At 63.7% G+C, this 16,255-nt stretch carries 16 protein-coding genes and 1 pseudogene; 1 reads left to right on the top strand and 16 read right to left on the bottom strand.

Annotated elements, in window-relative coordinates; all coding sequences use genetic code 11:
- Nucleotides 1-1,784, top strand: a pseudogene (locus tag RMO40_RS11060) (Rne/Rng family ribonuclease); the annotation flags it as partial.
- 65 nt (nt 1,785-1,849) lie between these two features.
- Here the strand turns inward: RMO40_RS11060 and nagZ are convergent.
- The 16 genes from nagZ to RMO40_RS11140 all read right to left on the bottom strand — a co-directional run.
- Nucleotides 1,850-2,899, bottom strand: coding sequence for a beta-N-acetylhexosaminidase (nagZ, locus tag RMO40_RS11065; RefSeq protein ID WP_309720608.1), 1,050 nt, complete (start codon nt 2,897-2,899; stop codon nt 1,850-1,852).
- Nucleotides 2,900-2,924: 25 nt separating this feature from the next.
- Nucleotides 2,925-3,722, bottom strand: coding sequence for a pyridoxine 5'-phosphate synthase (locus RMO40_RS11070; RefSeq protein ID WP_309720612.1), 798 nt, complete (start codon nt 3,720-3,722; stop codon nt 2,925-2,927).
- 21 nt (nt 3,723-3,743) lie between these two features.
- Nucleotides 3,744-4,520: a DNA repair protein RecO gene (gene recO, locus RMO40_RS11075; protein WP_309720615.1), complete on the bottom strand. Its 777-nt coding sequence runs from the start codon at nt 4,518-4,520 to the stop codon at nt 3,744-3,746.
- A gap of 7 nt (nt 4,521-4,527) precedes the next feature.
- A complete protein-coding gene (gene era / locus RMO40_RS11080; RefSeq protein WP_309720618.1) occupies nt 4,528-5,448 on the bottom strand; it encodes a GTPase Era in 921 nt (306 codons plus the stop codon).
- 4 nt (nt 5,449-5,452) lie between these two features.
- Nucleotides 5,453-6,157 (bottom strand): ribonuclease III, encoded by a 705-nt coding sequence (rnc, locus tag RMO40_RS11085; RefSeq protein WP_309720621.1) that lies wholly within the window; start codon nt 6,155-6,157, stop codon nt 5,453-5,455.
- Between the two features lie 28 nt (nt 6,158-6,185).
- The gene (locus RMO40_RS11090; RefSeq protein ID WP_309720624.1) at nt 6,186-6,554 is read right to left on the bottom strand and encodes a DUF4845 domain-containing protein; all 369 of its coding nucleotides are present in this window, start codon (nt 6,552-6,554) and stop codon (nt 6,186-6,188) included.
- A 49-nt stretch (nt 6,555-6,603) separates the two neighbouring features.
- Nucleotides 6,604-7,569 carry a signal peptidase I gene (gene lepB / locus RMO40_RS11095; protein ID WP_309720627.1) on the bottom strand — a complete coding sequence of 322 codons (966 nt, stop codon included), beginning with the start codon at nt 7,567-7,569 and terminating at the stop codon, nt 6,604-6,606.
- The gene (gene lepA, locus RMO40_RS11100; protein WP_309720630.1) at nt 7,569-9,377 is read right to left on the bottom strand and encodes a translation elongation factor 4; all 1,809 of its coding nucleotides are present in this window, start codon (nt 9,375-9,377) and stop codon (nt 7,569-7,571) included. The genes lepB and lepA overlap by 1 nt, the downstream gene beginning before the upstream one ends.
- A 496-nt stretch (nt 9,378-9,873) precedes the next feature.
- Nucleotides 9,874-11,214, bottom strand: a complete 1,341-nt coding sequence (locus tag RMO40_RS11105; protein ID WP_309720633.1) for a Do family serine endopeptidase — start codon at nt 11,212-11,214, stop codon at nt 9,874-9,876.
- Nucleotides 11,215-11,360: 146 nt separating this feature from the next.
- Nucleotides 11,361-12,386, bottom strand: a complete 1,026-nt coding sequence (locus RMO40_RS11110) for a MucB/RseB C-terminal domain-containing protein (RefSeq protein ID WP_309720636.1) — start codon at nt 12,384-12,386, stop codon at nt 11,361-11,363.
- A gap of 19 nt (nt 12,387-12,405) precedes the next feature.
- Entirely contained in the window at nt 12,406-13,020 is a 615-nt protein-coding gene (locus RMO40_RS11115) for an RseA family anti-sigma factor (protein WP_309720640.1), read from the bottom strand.
- A gap of 36 nt (nt 13,021-13,056) precedes the next feature.
- A complete protein-coding gene (rpoE, locus tag RMO40_RS11120; RefSeq protein ID WP_309720643.1) occupies nt 13,057-13,665 on the bottom strand; it encodes an RNA polymerase sigma factor RpoE in 609 nt (202 codons plus the stop codon).
- A gap of 9 nt (nt 13,666-13,674) precedes the next feature.
- Nucleotides 13,675-14,127, bottom strand: a complete 453-nt coding sequence (locus tag RMO40_RS11125) for a hypothetical protein (RefSeq protein ID WP_309720646.1) — start codon at nt 14,125-14,127, stop codon at nt 13,675-13,677.
- 57 nt (nt 14,128-14,184) lie between these two features.
- Nucleotides 14,185-15,429 carry a beta-ketoacyl-ACP synthase II gene (gene fabF / locus RMO40_RS11130; RefSeq protein ID WP_309720650.1) on the bottom strand — a complete coding sequence of 415 codons (1,245 nt, stop codon included), beginning with the start codon at nt 15,427-15,429 and terminating at the stop codon, nt 14,185-14,187.
- Between the two features lie 16 nt (nt 15,430-15,445).
- Nucleotides 15,446-15,685, bottom strand: a complete 240-nt coding sequence (gene acpP / locus RMO40_RS11135; protein ID WP_047490312.1) for an acyl carrier protein — start codon at nt 15,683-15,685, stop codon at nt 15,446-15,448.
- Between the two features lie 124 nt (nt 15,686-15,809).
- On the bottom strand, nt 15,810-16,255 hold a 446-nt coding region (locus RMO40_RS11140; protein ID WP_309720656.1), incomplete at its 5' end, for an SDR family oxidoreductase.

A 16,255-nucleotide genomic window follows, 5' to 3' on the forward strand; every position in this document is an offset into this window, starting at 1 on the left:
TGCAGATCCTGCGCATGGTGCAAGAAGAGTCGATGAAGGAAAACACCGCCGCCGTGCACGTGCAGGTGCCGGTGGAAGTGACCTCGTTCCTGCTGAACGAGAAGCGCACCGAGATCACCAAGATCGAACTCAAGCAGCGCATCACCGTGCTGCTGGTGCCCAACAAGCACTTGGAGACGCCCAACTACCGCCTGGAACGCCTGCGCCACGACGACCCGCGCCTGGAGAACCTGCAGGTGAGCTACTCGATGATCGAGGAGCCGGACGACGAGGTCGGCATCACGCGCCGCGAGAAGGCCAAGGCCAAGCAGGAGCCGGTGATCAAGGGCATCCTGCCTGAAACACCCGCACCGGTGGCCGTGCCCAAGCCGGAGCCGGTTGTCGTGGCTCCCGCCCCTGTGGCCGCTGCCCCGGTAGCAGCCGCGCCCGCGTCGTCGGGTGGTGGTTTCTTCGGCTGGGTGAAGAAACTGTTTGGAAGCAGCGAGCCTGAGCCCGTGATGAGCACGCCCGCAACCAAACCTGCGGTGTCGACCGAAAAATCCGAGCGCGGCGAAGGCCGTGGTGACCGCAACGGCCGAGGCGGCCGGGGTGGCCGCGACGGGCGTGGTGGCCGCGGTGAACGCAATGACCGTGGCGGCGAGCGCGCCGAACGGGGTGGTGAGCGTGGTGGGCGCGACGGTGGCCGAGGTGGCCGCCGCAACGAGCGTACCGATGCCAAGCCGGAAGAAACCACCAGCGCGGCAGAAACTGCCGGCCGTGGTGACGACCGCAGCCGCCGTCAAGAACCCCGCGCTGACGCGCCCGAAGGTCGCGGCGAGCCGCGCCAGGAAGGCCGTCGCGGCCCGCGCCCCGAGCGTGGCGAGCGCGGTGAACCGCGCCGCCCTGCTGCCCCGACCGAAGCCGTGAGTGACGAGGCCGTCGAGGTGCGCGCTTTCGTCGACACGGTGCCGGGTGGTGAAACACCTGAGGCTCCGGCCGGTGACGCTCAAGGCGAGCGCACAGGCCGCCGCCGCAACCGCCGCGGCGGGCGTGGTGGGCGTGACCGCGACGAAACCCGCCCGGGCGAATCGAACGAAGCAGCCGTTGTGGGTGACAACGAACCAGCCGCGCTGCCAGCCGAAGCCGTGAGCGACGTGGTGGAGCCGGTTTCGGCCGACGCCGAAGGTGCGCCTTCTGCCGAGAATGGCGAACGTGGTGAGCGTGACGGCCGCCGCCGCCGTGGCCGTGGCCGCGATCGCCAGCGCCGTGAAGAGGGTGGCGATGGCTCAGCACCTGCTGAGGGCACCGAGGCCGGCGACCTGACCGCCGGGCCAGCGATGGAGGCGCCGCGCGGTGTGGTTGCGGCACAGGTGGAAGAAACCACCGAAATCGAGCAGGTGGCTGTTGTGGCCGAGCCGGAACCGGTGGTGGTCGCTGCCGCGCCTGTCTACGTGCCCGCGTCTGCCCCGGCGCCCACGCCAACTCCAGTGGCCGTGGTCCCACCGGCACCCGCTCCCGTGGTCGTCGCTGCACCGGCTCGCCAAGAGGCGTTCGTGTTGCCGACCGCGCAACTCGAGTCGGTCGCCGAATCCGCTGGGCTTCAGTGGGTCAACTCCGACGCCGACAAGATCCGCGCGGTGCAAGAGGCGATGGCGCGCGAGCCGAAGCCAGCGCACGTGCCGCGTGAACCCAAGCCGGTGACGGCTGTCGACGAAGGCCCGCTGGTGCTGGTCGAAACGCGCAAGGATCTGTCGCAGATCAAGCTGCCGTTCGAAAACGCGCAGGGGTCTCAGCCCCAGGCCTGAGCCCGGCCTTGCCAACGAAAAGGGCGCACCTCGGTGCGCCCTTTTTCATGGTCGAATGAAACCACTCAGGGCAGGCGCTCCAAGGCCCGCTGGTAAGCGGGGTGGTGCATGAGCTCATCCCAGGTCAGCGGCGCGGTCTGCGGCAAGAGGTCGAGCCGGCGCGTTTCGCTGTCGGGATCGGCCTGCCACTCTCCGCGCTCCAGCGCCTGCTGCAAACCGTCGAGCAACGCATCCACCGGTTTGCCGCCATCGACCTTGGACTGGTTGCACAGCAGCACCATGTCACAGCCAGCATTGAGGGCAGCAATGCCGCCCTCGACCGCGCTGCCGGCGATGCGTGCACCTTCCATGCTGAGGTCATCGCAGCAGATGGCGCCGGTGTAGCCGAGCTGCCCGCGCAAGATGTCCTTGAGCCATCGCGCAGAAAAACCTGCGGGCATCGCGTCTACTTTCGGAAAGGTGACGTGGGCCGGCATCACGCAGGTCAGCGTGGTGGTGAGCCAGTCGTAAGGCTTGGCGTCTTCGGCCAGGATGGCCTTCAGCGAACGGTCGTCGACCGCGCGCGCCACGTGCGAATCGGCGACCGCGTAGCCGTGTGCGGGAAAGTGCTTGCCACAATTGGCCATGCCCGCGCTGAGCAGCCCGTGCATCAGGCTCTTAGCGAGCAGGGTGGCCACGCGCGGGTCACGGTGGAAGGCGCGGTCGCCCACCACTTCGCTGCGGCGGTGATCGAGATCGACCACCGGCGTGTAGCTGAGGTCGACGCCGCAGGCCCGCAGCTCGGCACCGAGCACGTAGCCACAGGCGCTGGCCGCGTCGGTGGCCCGCATGGCGTCTTCCATCCACAGTTCTCCCAGGCGGCGCATGGCCGGCAGGTGGGTGAAGCCATCGGTGCGAAAGCGCTGCACACGCCCACCTTCGTGGTCGATGGTGATCAGCAGGTCGGGTCGGATGGACTTGACCTCGGCCGTGATCTCGGTGATCTGCTGGCGGTTGACCCAGTTGCGTGTGAAGAAGATCAAGCCTCCGGTCAGCGGGTGCGCCAAGCGGCGGCGGTCGTCGGCGTTGAGGGAGGTGCCAGCGATGTCGAGCACCACGGGGGCGTGTGGGGTCATGGGGTCGGTCTTTCGTTGCAACAGATCACGTCGCGGCTTGATGGATGCAACGCAGGTAGGCGCGCACGGTGTCTGTCATGCCCAACTCCAGCGCGTCTGCAACCAGCGCGTGGCCGATCGACACCTCTTGCACGCCCGGCACGGCGCGTAAGAAATCTGCGAGGTTGGCGCGGTTCAGGTCGTGGCCGGCGTTGATGCCCAGGCCTTCGCGCAGGGCCGCCGCGGCGGTGGCGGTGAAGGCTGCAAGCACGGCAGGAGCCTCGGGCTTGCCGTGGGCGCGGGCATAACTTTCGGTGTACAGCTCGACCCGGTCGGCGCCCACTTCGCGCACAGCGCTCATCGCATCGGGCAGCGGGTCCATGAACAGGCTGACACGAATGCCCAGCGCCTTGGCCTCGGTGATCAGCGGCGACAGGCGCGCAGCGTCTTCCGGGAAATGCCAGCCATGATCGGAGGTGGGTTGTGATTCGTCGTCGGGCACGAAGGTGCACTGGTGTGGCGCCTGGCCCTTGGCAGCCAACTCGCGCAGCAGCTCCATCAGGTTGTGCAGCGGATTGCCTTCGACATTGAACTCGGCCTGCGGCCATTGCTGCATCAGCTCGGACAGCTCGAACACATCATGCGTGCGGATGTGGCGCTGATCCGGCCGCGGATGAATGGTGATGCCCTGCGCCCCGGCCTGCAGCGCCAGCTCGGCGAGTCGCGTGACGCTGGGGAAGTTGAGCGGGCGACGGTTGCGGATCTGCGCCACCAGGTTCACGTTGACCGACAGCGCGGTGAGGCCGCGGTGGGCGTCCAGCCCGGTGGTGAGCAAGGGGTTCATGGCGTGTGCATTGCGAATACGTCAGCGATCGAGGGCCTGCACGTCGAGCATGAGTTGGCGCGTGCGCAGGAGAGACGAGCCGAGATGATAGTGAAGCAAACCGCGCAAGACGGTCTTGAGCTCAGGCAAGGCCTGCGCGCAGGCTTGTTGCAACGCCGCCAGGCTGCCATGCTCAAGCGCGGCTTGCAAACCGATCAGCACGTCGCCTGCCAATGCGGTATCTCCGCCACGGGGTGCGCCCACGCCAGCTTCGGGCAGCAGGCTGTAGCGACGCTCGCTGCGCACCGCCTCTTGGGTGAGCGTGACCAGGCTCAGGTCGGGCAACAAACCGATCTCTTTCAGCAGCGCCACCTCGAAGGCGCGCAACGCCGCTTCGTCGTTGGCGCCCAGGCCAGACAAGGTGCCGGCATAAACGTCGAACAGCGCCGGGTGTGCATCGCTGCGCGCCAGCAATTTCATCATCAGCTCGTTGAGGTAGAAGCCGCTGAACAAGGCCGCACCGGTGAGCATGGCCGCGCCACCCGCCCATTCGGCGGCGCGCAGGGTCTGCACCTCGCTGGTCGGCTCACCTGCGGCATCGGTCTTGGGTGCTCGGCCCAGCGACACCTGGATGCGCTGGAACGGCAGCAACACCGAGCGCAGTTGCGAATACGGCCGTTTGGCGCCCTTGGCGACAACCGCCAGGCGACCCTGGTCGCGCGTGAAGAGGTCGAGGATGAGGCTGGATTCGCTCCAGTCGTAGCGGTGAAGCACGTAGGCCGCCAGCGTGGCCGGGGCGCGTGGAGCCCGCGTCACCATGGAGGTCTTATTCGTAGCCGTAGCTGCGCAGATGCTCTTCGTTGTCGGCCCAACCCGAGCGCACCTTGACCCATATCTCCAGGAAGACCTTGGCGTCCATCAGTCGCTCGAGCTCTTGTCGTGCCTCGGAGCCGATGCGCTTCAAACGTTCGCCGTCGCTGCCGATGATCATGCCCTTGTGCGCATCACGCTCCACGATGATGGTGGCGGCGATGCGGCGCAGGTTGCCTTCTTCTTCGAACTTGTCGATGACGACGGTCGAGGTATAGGGCAGCTCGTCGCCAGTCAGGCGGAAGAGTTTCTCGCGGATCAGCTCACTGGCCAGAAAACGGTCGCTGCGATCGGTGAGCGCGTCTTCGTCGTAGAACCACGGCTGATGCGGCAGGTAGGGCTTGACGATGTCGAGCAGGCGCTGCACGTCGGCGTCTTTTTTGGCCGTGAGCGGCACAAACTCGGCGAACGCGTGGCGGTCTTGCATGCCCTTGAGCCAGGGCACCAGGTCGGCACGGCGGTGCACGGCGTCGAGCTTGTTGGCGATCAGGATCACCGGCTTGTCAGAGGGCATCAGGGCCAGCACCTTGGCGTCGTCGAGCCCGAAACGGCCGGCTTCGACCACGAACAGCACCACGTCCACATCGCCCAGCACGCCTTGTACGGTGCGGTTGAGGTTGCGGTTGAGTGGCGCGCTGTGCTTCGTCTGGAAACCGGGCGTGTCGACAAAGACAAATTGGCTGTCGTCGACCGTGCGGATGCCGGTGATGCGGTGGCGCGTGGTCTGCGCCTTGGCCGAGGTGATGCTCACCTTCTGGCCCACCAGGGCGTTGAGCAGCGTCGACTTGCCCACGTTGGGGCGGCCCACGATGGCAACGAGGCCGCAGCGCGTTGCAGCGCTTGGGGTCGAGCCGTCGGGCTCTTGAGATTCAGTCATGGGGTTACGAGCGCAAGGCGCTGCCTGGCTTGTCGCTGGCTTTCAGCGCCACCAGCATGCGGCGCGCGGCTTCCTGCTCGGCCACGCGGCGCGAACGGCCTTCGCCGGTTTCGGCCAGGCTGAGGGCAGGCACTGCACATTCGACCTCGAAGGTCTGCGCGTGGGCCTGGCCGCGGGTGCTCGTGATGCGGTAGCTGGGCACTGGCAGGCGGCGCGCTTGCAGCCACTCCTGCAGCTCGGTCTTGGCGTCTTTGGTCCAGCTGTCGATGTCGGTACTGACGATGACCTCACCGAACAAGCGCTGGACCAGCGCGCGGGCGGAATCAAACCCCCCATCGATGAAGGTGGCACCAATGATGGCTTCAAGCGCGTCGGCAAGGATGGAGGGGCGCTGGGCACCACCGCCACGCGCTTCACCTTCACTCAGGCGCACCACCTCGGGCAGGCCGATCACGACCGCCACACGGTGAAGGGTGTCTTCGCGCACCAGGTGGGCGCGCACACGGGTCAGGTCACCTTCGTCGGAGCCGCCGAAACGCTCGAACAGCAAGGCGCTGATGGCCAGACTGAGCACGGCATCGCCTAGAAACTCAAGCCGCTCGTTGTGGTCGGAGCTGAAGCTGCGGTGCGTGACGGCGCGGCTCAGCAACTCGGGTTCGGCAAAGCGATGCCCCAGGCGTTGTTGCAGTGCGGTCAGGCGTGCGTCCACGAACATCTGCCTCGATACGGGCAAGGCCCTACTTCGAGCGCCCCTGGTATTTGATCAGCAGATACACCGGCGCCATCAACTCGATTTCTTTGTTGTAGGCAAAGGCAATCACGACCTTCTCGTTGACCTTGGTGATTTCGAGATCTTTGCCGGTGATGGACGTCACACCGTATTCGATCTGTACCTGTTTTTCGAAGGCACTTCGAATTTCGGGGACCGTGGTCGCACCGCTGGCTGCGATCTTCTCGACTGCGCGCTTGATGGTGGAGTACTCGTTGATGGTCGGAAGAACCCGCAACCCTACCAGCGCCATGAACCCGATCACGATGGCCCAGAACAACAACCCGAACAGCGTGACACCGCGCTGGGAACGCGCCTTGCGATGTTCAACGGTCATGACCTCGTGCTCCTCTTGATGGGTTGGGGCTGGAAAGTGTGGCGGCTCATCAACGGAACGAGCCTATACGCCGGAGGTTACCGAAATTCATCCAGACAAAGAAGGCTTTGCCCACGATGTTCTGGTCAGGCACAAAACCCCAGAAGCGCGAGTCTTCGGAGTTGTCTCGGTTGTCGCCCATCATGAAATAGTGCCCGGTGGGTACCTTGCAAGTGACGCCCTCGGCACTGTAGCGGCAGTTTTCCTTGAACGCGAAAGGGTCGGTCGGGCGAATGTAAGACGGCCGTTGCACATCCACCAGGATGTTGTGCTGCGCCGAACCGAGCTTCTCACCGTACTGCTTGAAGTACCGAGTGCTGTCGTCGTCGTAGAACTCGGGCAAGGCTTGCGTGTCGACCAGTTTCCCGTTGAGAAAGAGGCGCTGGTTGAGGTAGGCCACCTCGTCGCCGGGCAGGCCGACCACACGTTTGATGTAGTCAATGCTCGGGTTGGCGGGGTAGCGGAACACCATCACGTCGCCGCGCTGCGGGTCGTTGATCGGAATGATCTTCTTGTTGATCACCGGGAGACGCACGCCATAGTGGTACTTGTTCACCAGGATCAAGTCGCCGATCAGCAAGGTGGGCACCATCGAACCCGATGGAATCTTGAACGGCTCGAACAAGAACGAGCGCAGCAGGAATACCACCAGAATGACCGGGAAGAGACCTGCGGTCCAGTCGAGCCACCAGGGCTGCAAGAGCAGGGCTTCTCGCGCCTGGCTCAGGTCGCCATCGACCTTGGCGATGCCCTTCTTGGCCAACTCGTCGCGCCGCGCAGCGTCTTGCTGTTCCAGCGTGCTCGCCGCCCGCGACCTTGCGGGCGCGAAGTAGAAACGCTCGGCCAGCCAGTAGGCCAGCGTCACCAAGGTCAGGATGAACAGCAGCAACGAAAAGTTGCCCGTCCATTTACCCACGTACCAGCCTCCCAGATACACCGCGAGGCACGCATACAGCAAACCGGTCAAAGAACCCATCAATCGTCCACTTGGAGGATGGCCAGGAACGCTTCCTGAGGCACCTCGACGGAGCCGATCTGCTTCATGCGTTTCTTGCCGGCCTTTTGTTTTTCGAGCAGCTTGCGCTTGCGGGAAATATCGCCGCCGTAGCACTTGGCGATCACGTTCTTGCGCAGCGCTTTGATTGTCTCACGCGCAATGATGTTGGCGCCGATGGCCGCCTGCACCGCCACGTCGTACTGCTGGCGCGAAATCAGCTCGCGCATCTTGGCCACCACGGCGCGGGCGCGATACTGGCTCTGCGCGCGGTGAACGATGATCGAGAGGGCGTCCACCCGGTCGCCGTTGAGCAGGATATCGACCTTCACCACATCGGAGGCGCGGTACTCCTTGAACTCGTAATCCATCGACGCGTAACCACGCGACACGCTTTTCAGCTTGTCGAAGAAGTCCAGCACGATCTCGGCCAGCGGCATCTCGTAGGTGAGCATCACCTGGCGGCCGTGGTAGGCCATGTTGAGCTGGTTGCCGCGCTTCAGGTTGGCCAGTGTCATCACCGGGCCGACATAGTCTTGCGGCATGTACAGGTGCACGGTCACGATCGGCTCGCGGATCTCCTTGATGCGACCGAGATCAGGCATCTTGGACGGGTTCTCGACCTGCAGCACTTGCGCGTCGTTGAGCTCGACCTGGTAGACGACCGATGGCGCGGTGGTGATCAGATCCTGATCGAACTCGCGTTCCAGGCGCTCTTGCACGATCTCCATGTGCAACAAGCCCAAAAAGCCGCACCGGAAGCCAAAGCCAAGCGCCTGCGACACCTCGGGTTCGTAGCGCAGCGAGGAGTCGTTGAGCTTGAGCTTTTCGAGCGCATCACGCAGCTGGTCGTATTCGCTGGCCTCGGTGGGGTACAGACCGGCAATCACCTGCGGCTGGATTTCCTTGAAGCCTGGCAAAGCCTCTTCCGCCGGGCCCAGGTTGTTGGGCAGCTTCTTTTCCAAGGTGATGGTGTCGCCCACCTTGGCAGCCTGGAGCTCCTTGATGCCGGCGATCACGAAGCCCACTTCACCAGCGCGCAAAGCTTCGCGCGATACCGATTTGGGGGTGAACACGCCCATCTGCTCGGCCGCATAGGCCGCGCCGGAGGCCATCATCTTGAAGCGCTCGCCTTTCTTGAGCTCACCGTCGACCACCCGCACCAGCATCACGACGCCGACGTAGTTGTCAAACCAGGAGTCAATGATCATGGCCCGCAAGGGCGCGTTGGGTTTGCCCTTGGGAGCAGGCATGCGGGTGATCACCGCCTCCAGAATGTCGTCGATGCCTTCGCCCGTCTTGGCGCTGCAGGGGATGGCATGCTCGGCATCGATGCCGATCACGTCTTCGATCTCGGACTTTGCGTTGGCCGGATCGGCGTTGGGCAGATCCATCTTGTTGAGAACCGGCACCACTACGACACCCAGGACGAGCGCGGTGTAGCAGTTGGCGACGGTCTGCGCTTCGACACCCTGGCTGGCGTCAACCACCAATAGCGCCCCCTCGCATGCCGACAGGGAACGGCTCACTTCATAAGAGAAGTCAACGTGCCCCGGGGTGTCGATCAGATTCAACTGGTAGGTCTGGCCATTGCGAGCCACATAGGTCAGCGCTGCCGTCTGTGCCTTGATGGTGATGCCGCGCTCGCGCTCGATGTCCATCGAGTCGAGAACCTGGGCTTCCATTTCGCGGTCGCTCAGGCCGCCACAGCGTTGAATCAGGCGGTCGGCCAGGGTCGACTTGCCGTGGTCGATGTGGGCAATGATGGAGAAATTGCGGATGTGATCCATGCGAACTGCTAAATGCTCGTCGAGAGGCTCTTCACTGAAGAGGCAGCGGCGCAAGCGCTGCAGTGAAAGCTCTCAATCGCGAGTCGGATGAGTGCGCGCGTGTGCCGCGCAGAGACAGAAAAAGGGCTAAAAAAAAGGCACGTCGAACTTTTGACGCGCCTTCCAACAAAACGTATGGCAACTGCTTGTTGGGCCTTCATTGTAGCCAAAAGCCCCCCGCTGGAAACCGCGCCAGTGCTTGATTTCACGTCGTTGCGAGTCACCAACAGCAATAATTATCAACAATTTATCCACAATTGCTTGTGGGCAGCTTGGGGATAGTTTCGATAGGCCATGCTCGTTGCCAGAGATGACGATAAAAGGCTGTGCGATAGCCCAAATTGTATGCAGTGAAACGCAGAATCCGGATTTAAGATGTGTGCGCACACAAACTTGTGAATTCTTGATTTCCAGCAACCATTCGCGGCCCTTCCATCAGTGAGGCTCGGCCGCGCTTTCACTTGACAGCGGGGATGCGAAGAAACTGTGCCCACTCGCCACGCAACACGGTGACTGGCAACGGGCGTGCCTTGTCGAGCTTGGAGATCACCGCGTCAAACTGCTTCACATCGATGACATCGGTGGTGCCGACGGCGAGGATGACATCGCCTGCACGCAGGCCCACGGCCTCAGCCCCGGCAGCAACCGCCGTGACCCGCACGCCCGAAACACCGCGTGCCGCCTGTCGCTCCGCTTCGCTCAGGTTGGTAACCGTGAGACCCCATGCCTTGCCGGATGTCGACGCACGCCCTTCTGCCTCGGACGGGCGCTCGTTGCTGGCAACCACCTGCGGATTCATCTCTGCCAAATTGGGCTTGAAGTCCATCAGCTTGCCCCTGCGGTTGATCTGCAGATTCACCGGTGAACCCGGCTTCAACGCGCCCAAGGTGCGCCGCAGATCGACCGCACCGTCAACTGCCTTGCCGTTGACCGAAAGCACCACGTCGCCGGGTTGGATGCCCGCCTTCTCCGCCGGCGCACCCGGGACCACCTGGCGAACGAACGCACCTTTGGTCTTGCCCTTGTTCAGACCGTATTCCTCGGCCAGTTCACGCGGCACATCGGTCGGCTGGATGCCGAGGTAACCCCGCACCACGCGGCCAGTCGCCTTGAGTTGGTCGGCAATGCGCATCGCCTCGTCGATCGGTATGGCCAGTGAGATGCCGACGAAGCTGCCCACCGGGCTCAGGATCTGCGAATTGATACCCACCGCTTCGCCGCGGATGTTGATCAGCGGGCCGCCCGAGTTGCCAGGGTTCACCGCCACGTCGGTCTGGATGAACGAGATGTCCGACCCCGTTTCGCGCTGCTTGGCACTGACGATGCCGGCCGTCACGGTGTTCTCCAGGCCGAACGGCGAGCCGATCGCCACCACCCATTCACCCACACGCAGGCGGTTCACGTCGCCCACACGCAGCACCGGCAAGCCGGTCGCTTCGATCTTGACCAAGGCCACGTCGGTGCGCTCGTCGGCGCCCACGATCTTGGCCTTGAACTCCCGTTTGTCGGTGAGCGTCACGTAGACCTCGGTGGCACCTTCGATCACGTGCGCATTGGTCATCACGTAGCCGTCAGCACTGAGAATGAAACCCGAGCCCTCGCCACGCGGTACCTCGTCGCTACCCTGAAGCGTGGGGGCGCGACGGCGAAACGGCGTGCGCGGGGCATCGGGCGTGCGCTCGGTGGTGCGGATGTTCACGACTGCCGGCCCCACACGCTCGACCAGGTCAGCGAAGTCGGGCAGCTCCCGGCCTTGCGCATGTCCGGTCTGCGGCATCAGCAGCGTCGCAAACAACATGGCAGTCGCTGCCAGAAAACTGGTCGCAAGCTGCAGACCGGTGTATCGACCGCGAGCCGCCGTCATGACGGAAACACTGGAACTCATACCTACCCCTCAACGAATGAACCCAAGGTGCCCGGCCCCGCGGCCGCATGAAGCAACCGCTACTTTTTTTTGCGCTCGATCCCATTGGCGAAATGGCGCAGCGTGACCACCGGCACGTCACCCATCACCGTGATCCACCAGTCACCGTCACGGCGCATCATGGTGTGGGTGGCGCCGATGGTCGTGAGCATCGGGCGCGGGTGGCGCTCGGCGTTGTAGGGTTCGATGAAGATGGAGACGTAGGTCAGACCATCGGAATAAACCGTCTGCAGCGCGTGCTCCGGCGCCGCCACGGCCGCACGCGTCGCGCCGTCGAACTGCCGTTTGACGCAACTGACCATCTGAAAGCCGGGTACAGACGTTTTCAGCGCCCACCCCTCGGCGTCCAACCGCGTCGGCACCAAGACGGGCCTGACCATGCGGAAGCCATCGAGCTTTTTGACGGGCTGCAACACGCTTTCCGGCTGCGCGCGAATGCCGATGGCAACTTCAGAAAAGGCAGATGACTCCAGCACCTCGCCTCGATCGCCCAATACTTCGGTTCGCAGCAGCAGACCGGTCGCTTTGTCGGCCCAGAGTCGGTGGCCGAAGCGCATCTTGTCGCGCGGCTTCAGCACCAGCACATTGGCCTCGTGCCCGGCCACCCGCTCCACCGCCACCGGCTTGAGGTCATAGAACTCTTGAACACGATCCGCGCCGGCTTGCAGCAGGCCAGGGAAGGAACTCATCTGATCGCGCTGCTCGACCACCGCAACACGCCGTTGCGGCCACACGGTGTGCACGAGATCGTTGTGGCGGTACACGTTGCGCACCTGGCCATCGAGAGAATCGATGCGCTCGAACTGGTCTCGGCCTTCACAGTAGTGCGCGATGCGAGTGCTGGCGACCATGCCGCCGGCGCTCACCACCACCGTGCCGACAAAGTTGCGCTTGTTGGCCGCGTCCTGGATGCGCGTCAACCAAGCCCGGGTCTCGCGTGCTTCAACCAGCGGGTCACCGCTCGTGAGAGCACTTTGCGCGTGAACCGAATGCATGGAGGCCGCAGCCGCACAGGCGAAGACGAAGGCAGGCAGGCGAGACAGCATGGGAGCGTGGCGATGCGGTTCAGCGAGAGGTGCCATCAGCCGCAGCATTGCGCAGAAAGCCTGACGGCCCCCCAGGCACCGAGCTGCCGCCGAACTTCTTGTGTGCCGCGAGGTATTCGTCCAACCGAGCGTCGCGTATCAATTGCCCGTTCAACACGACGGCGGGCGGGTCGCCCGGCTCGGTGGCACTCACCACCATCGCCGGCTGGACAACCGTCCCCGCAGCCAGGTTGACGTTGGGTTGCGACGGCCCACCCGCCATCTGCGACACCAGCAACACACCCGCCACCGCCACGAAACCGGCCGCCACGGCGGCGGGCGTCGCCCACGCGCGGCGCGGCGTTACCACTTGAACTGGCAACTTCGGGGGTGTGGGTGCCAGCACGACCGGCTCCTGGGCCAGACGCTTGCGGAAAGAACTGAGAAACGCGGCGTCGTGGTCAGCATCCGCACTCAGGTCTTCGGATCGCATCACGTCGCCGATCAGGTGGTAGGCGTGCCACTGCGTTCGGGCCTCGGGGCTCTCTCGCCACTGGCCACAAGCTCGCGCCACGGCCGAAGCCTGGAGCTCGCCATCCATCAGCGCGGACAAGTCGTCCGACGCGGGCAGTTTGTTTTCAGACCCTTGAGACATCACAACCTCCAACACTCCAACACATCATCGCGGCGCTCACCAGCGCTCGCCCTCGCGCGTATCGAGCAACGGGCGCAAGCGCTGCGCAATGGCTTCACGCGCCCGGAAAATTCGCGACCGAACCGTGCCAATCGGGCAATTCATGGCCTCGGCGATCTCTTCGTAGCTGAGGCCTTCAATTTCACGCAGCGTGATCGCTTGGCGCAGATCCTCGGAGAGGGCTTCGATGGCGGCGTTCACGGCGCTCGCAATTTCCTTGCTCGCCAACATCGCTTCGGGGGTCTCGCCGTGGCTTAGTTCGGTTTCAACGCGGGAAGTTTCATCATCATCATCGCGCCCCGCGCGTGCGGATTCCGTCACGATCGGATCGCGTTTCAGGTCCACCAAGGCCTTTTTGGCCGTGTTGACGGCAATGCGATAGAGCCAGGTGTAGAACGCGCTGTCGCCACGAAACTGGGGGATCGCCCGGTAGGCGCGGATGAAGGTTTCCTGGGCGATGTCAGGCACCAGATCGACGTCTCGCACCATGCGACCGATGAGGCGCTCAATGCGGCGCTGGTACTTGACCACCAGCATCTCGAACGCTTTCACGTCTCCATGCTTGACGCGTTCGATCAGCGGGGCGTCGGCGTCAGTGGCGGTCATTCGACGGGTTCAGAACGGCGCCACGGTGGGCAGGGAAACGGGTCGCGCGCAATATACCGTACAGCGCAACGCATGCCAGTCGGCCTCGTGACCCCGCCGCTGCACCGGCAACCATGTCCCGCGCTGCAGCACAGTCCCGTTGTCGGGTGTGAAATGCAACAGCATCCAGCCGCCGCAATCGACCGACACCACCAGGCATCCCGAACAAACCGGCTCGTGCGCTGAATCGCTGGAAGCCCTCAGTTGCCATTGTTGAGAGTCCCAGCGCAGGGTCATCGCCGGCAGGCGCCAAGCATGCGACAGCAGCATGGTTGACGACACCGTCAGCAAAGCCGCGGCGATCACGACCCAGACCGCGTGCCGCTCCATCGCTTGCAGCGCCCAGGCTGTCACGACGGCAGCAGTCAACGCCACCAGCAGTGTCACCACCGCTCGCCAGATGCCAAAGTGGCGCACGATCATCTGGAACGGGGGAGACGCGTGCATGAGTGCCGCGAGAAGGGGGATTCAGCGGCGCGATCAGATGCGCTTGAAAACCAGCGTGCCGTTGGTGCCGCCGAAGCCGAAGTTGTTTTTGACGGCGTACTCGATCTTCATGTCCCGCGCGGTGTTGGCGCAGTAGTCCAGATCGCACTCGGGATCCTGGTTGAAGATGTTGATCGTCGGCGGCGAGATCTGTTTGTGGACAGCCAGCGCAGTGAACACCGACTCGATGCCACCGGCGCCACCCAACAAGTGCCCGGTCATCGATTTGGTCGAATTGACCACCAACTTTTTGGCGTGGTCGCCAAAAGCCAGCTTGATGGCATTGGTTTCGTTCACATCACCGAGCGGGGTCGATGTGCCGTGTGCATTGAGGTACTGCACCTGACTGCCGTCGATGCCGGCATTGCGCAGAGCCGCTCGAATCGACCGCTTGGGGCCGTCGACGTTGGGCGCCGTCATGTGGAAGGCGTCGGCACCCATGCCGAAACCGCTCAGCTCGGCATAGATCTTGGCGCCGCGCTTCTTGGCGTATTCATACTCTTCGAGCACCAGCACGCCGGCACCTTCGCCGAGCACGAAGCCGTCGCGATCTTTGTCCCACGGGCGCGACGCGGTTTTCGGGTCGTCATTGCGTGACGACAATGCGCGCGGCGCGGTGAAGCCCCCAATCCCTAGTGGGGAGATGGTCGACTCGGAACCGCCGGCCACCATCACATCGGCATCGCCGTATTCGATGATGCGAGCCGCCTGGCCGATGGAGTGCAAGCCTGTGGTGCAGGCCGTGACGATGGCGAGGTTCGGGCCGGTGAAGCCAAAACGGATCGACACGTGACCCGAGATCATGTTGATGATCGAGGCGGGCACGAAGAAGGGAGAAATACGGCGCGGCCCGCGCGACACGTATTCGCCATGGGTCTCTTCGATCAGCGGAAGACCGCCGATGCCCGAGCCCACCAGACAACCGATGCGCTCGGCCTGCTCTTCGGTGAGCTGGTCACCGGTGGGCAAGCCCGCATCACGCACCGCCTGGATCGACGCCGCGACACCGTAGTGGATGAAGGTGTCCATGTGGCGCGCTTCCTTGGCCGGCATGTACTCCTCGACATTGAATCCCTTCACCTCGCCAGCAAACTGGCAGCTGAACGCCGAAGCGTCGAACTTGGTGATGGTGTCAATGCCCGAGCGCCCGGCAACCAGGTTGGCCCAGCCTTCTTCCACCGAATTGCCCACGGGGCTGATCAGCCCCAGGCCGGTGATGACGACGCGGCGACGTGTCATGGATATCGCTCCGGCCTCAGGCTTTCTGGTGCTTCAGTGCGTAGTCGATCGCCAACTGAACAGTGGTGATCTTCTCGGCTTCTTCGTCGGGGATCTCGATGCCGAATTCGTCTTCGAGCGCCATGACCAGTTCCACCGTGTCAAGTGAGTCGGCGCCCAGGTCGGCCACGAAGGCCTTTTCGCTGGACACATCGGCCTCAGGCACGCCGAGTTGTTCGGCAATGATTTTCTTCACACGTGCTTCGATATCGCTCATGACTCCTCCAGGAGGGTTTACGTAAACAGCCCGGGATTCTACGGCTTGTAGGGTGTCTTCTCTAAGACACACCCGGCGCGCGCCGGTCGGGACAGGGAACCGGATCAAACAGTGACGGGAAAGCTCAATTCATGAACATGCCGCCGTTGACGTGCAACTCGGTGCCGGTGATGTAGCCGGCCTGCGGCGAAGCGAGGAATGCCACGGCATGTGCAATGTCGGCGGCCTGGCCCAGGCGGCCGAGCGGGATCTGCGTCATCAACGCGTTGGTCTGCTGCTCCGACAACTTCTTGGTCATGTCGGTTTCGATGAAACCCGGTGCCACGCAATTGACGGTGACACCGCGGCTGCCGAGCTCACGCGCGAACGAGCGCGTCATGCCGGCCACGCCAGCCTTCGCAGCCGCGTAGTTGGACTGGCCAGCGTTGCCACTGGCACCCACCACCGAGGTGATATTGATGATGCGGCCGTAGCGCTGCTTCATCATCGGTTTGGTCGCGGCGCGGATGGTGCGGAACACGGCCTTGAGGTTGGTGTCGATCACGGCGTCCCAGTCATCGTCTTTCATGC

Origin of the sequence: Rhizobacter sp. (assembly GCF_031412075.1) — a bacterium.
Classification (GTDB): domain Bacteria; phylum Pseudomonadota; class Gammaproteobacteria; order Burkholderiales; family Burkholderiaceae_C; genus Rhizobacter.

Bases quoted from the DNA above. Each gene is read 5' to 3' on its own strand.
- nagZ (WP_309720608.1), bottom strand. From the start codon at position 2,899: ATGACCCCACACGCCCCCGTGGTGCTCGACATCGCTGGCACCTCCCTC.
- RMO40_RS11070 (WP_309720612.1), bottom strand. From the start codon at position 3,722: ATGAACCCCTTGCTCACCACCGGGCTGGACGCCCACCGCGGCCTCACC.
- recO (WP_309720615.1), bottom strand. From the start codon at position 4,520: ATGGTGACGCGGGCTCCACGCGCCCCGGCCACGCTGGCGGCCTACGTG.
- era (WP_309720618.1), bottom strand. From the start codon at position 5,448: ATGACTGAATCTCAAGAGCCCGACGGCTCGACCCCAAGCGCTGCAACG.
- RMO40_RS11090 (WP_309720624.1), bottom strand. From the start codon at position 6,554: ATGACCGTTGAACATCGCAAGGCGCGTTCCCAGCGCGGTGTCACGCTG.
- lepB (WP_309720627.1), bottom strand. From the start codon at position 7,569: ATGGGTTCTTTGACCGGTTTGCTGTATGCGTGCCTCGCGGTGTATCTG.
- lepA (WP_309720630.1), bottom strand. From the start codon at position 9,377: ATGGATCACATCCGCAATTTCTCCATCATTGCCCACATCGACCACGGC.
- RMO40_RS11105 (WP_309720633.1), bottom strand. From the start codon at position 11,214: ATGTTGTTTGCGACGCTGCTGATGCCGCAGACCGGACATGCGCAAGGC.
- RMO40_RS11110 (WP_309720636.1), bottom strand. From the start codon at position 12,386: ATGCTGTCTCGCCTGCCTGCCTTCGTCTTCGCCTGTGCGGCTGCGGCC.
- RMO40_RS11115 (WP_309720640.1), bottom strand. From the start codon at position 13,020: ATGTCTCAAGGGTCTGAAAACAAACTGCCCGCGTCGGACGACTTGTCC.
- rpoE (WP_309720643.1), bottom strand. From the start codon at position 13,665: ATGACCGCCACTGACGCCGACGCCCCGCTGATCGAACGCGTCAAGCAT.
- RMO40_RS11125 (WP_309720646.1), bottom strand. From the start codon at position 14,127: ATGATCGTGCGCCACTTTGGCATCTGGCGAGCGGTGGTGACACTGCTG.
- fabF (WP_309720650.1), bottom strand. From the start codon at position 15,429: ATGACACGTCGCCGCGTCGTCATCACCGGCCTGGGGCTGATCAGCCCC.
- acpP (WP_047490312.1), bottom strand. From the start codon at position 15,685: ATGAGCGATATCGAAGCACGTGTGAAGAAAATCATTGCCGAACAACTC.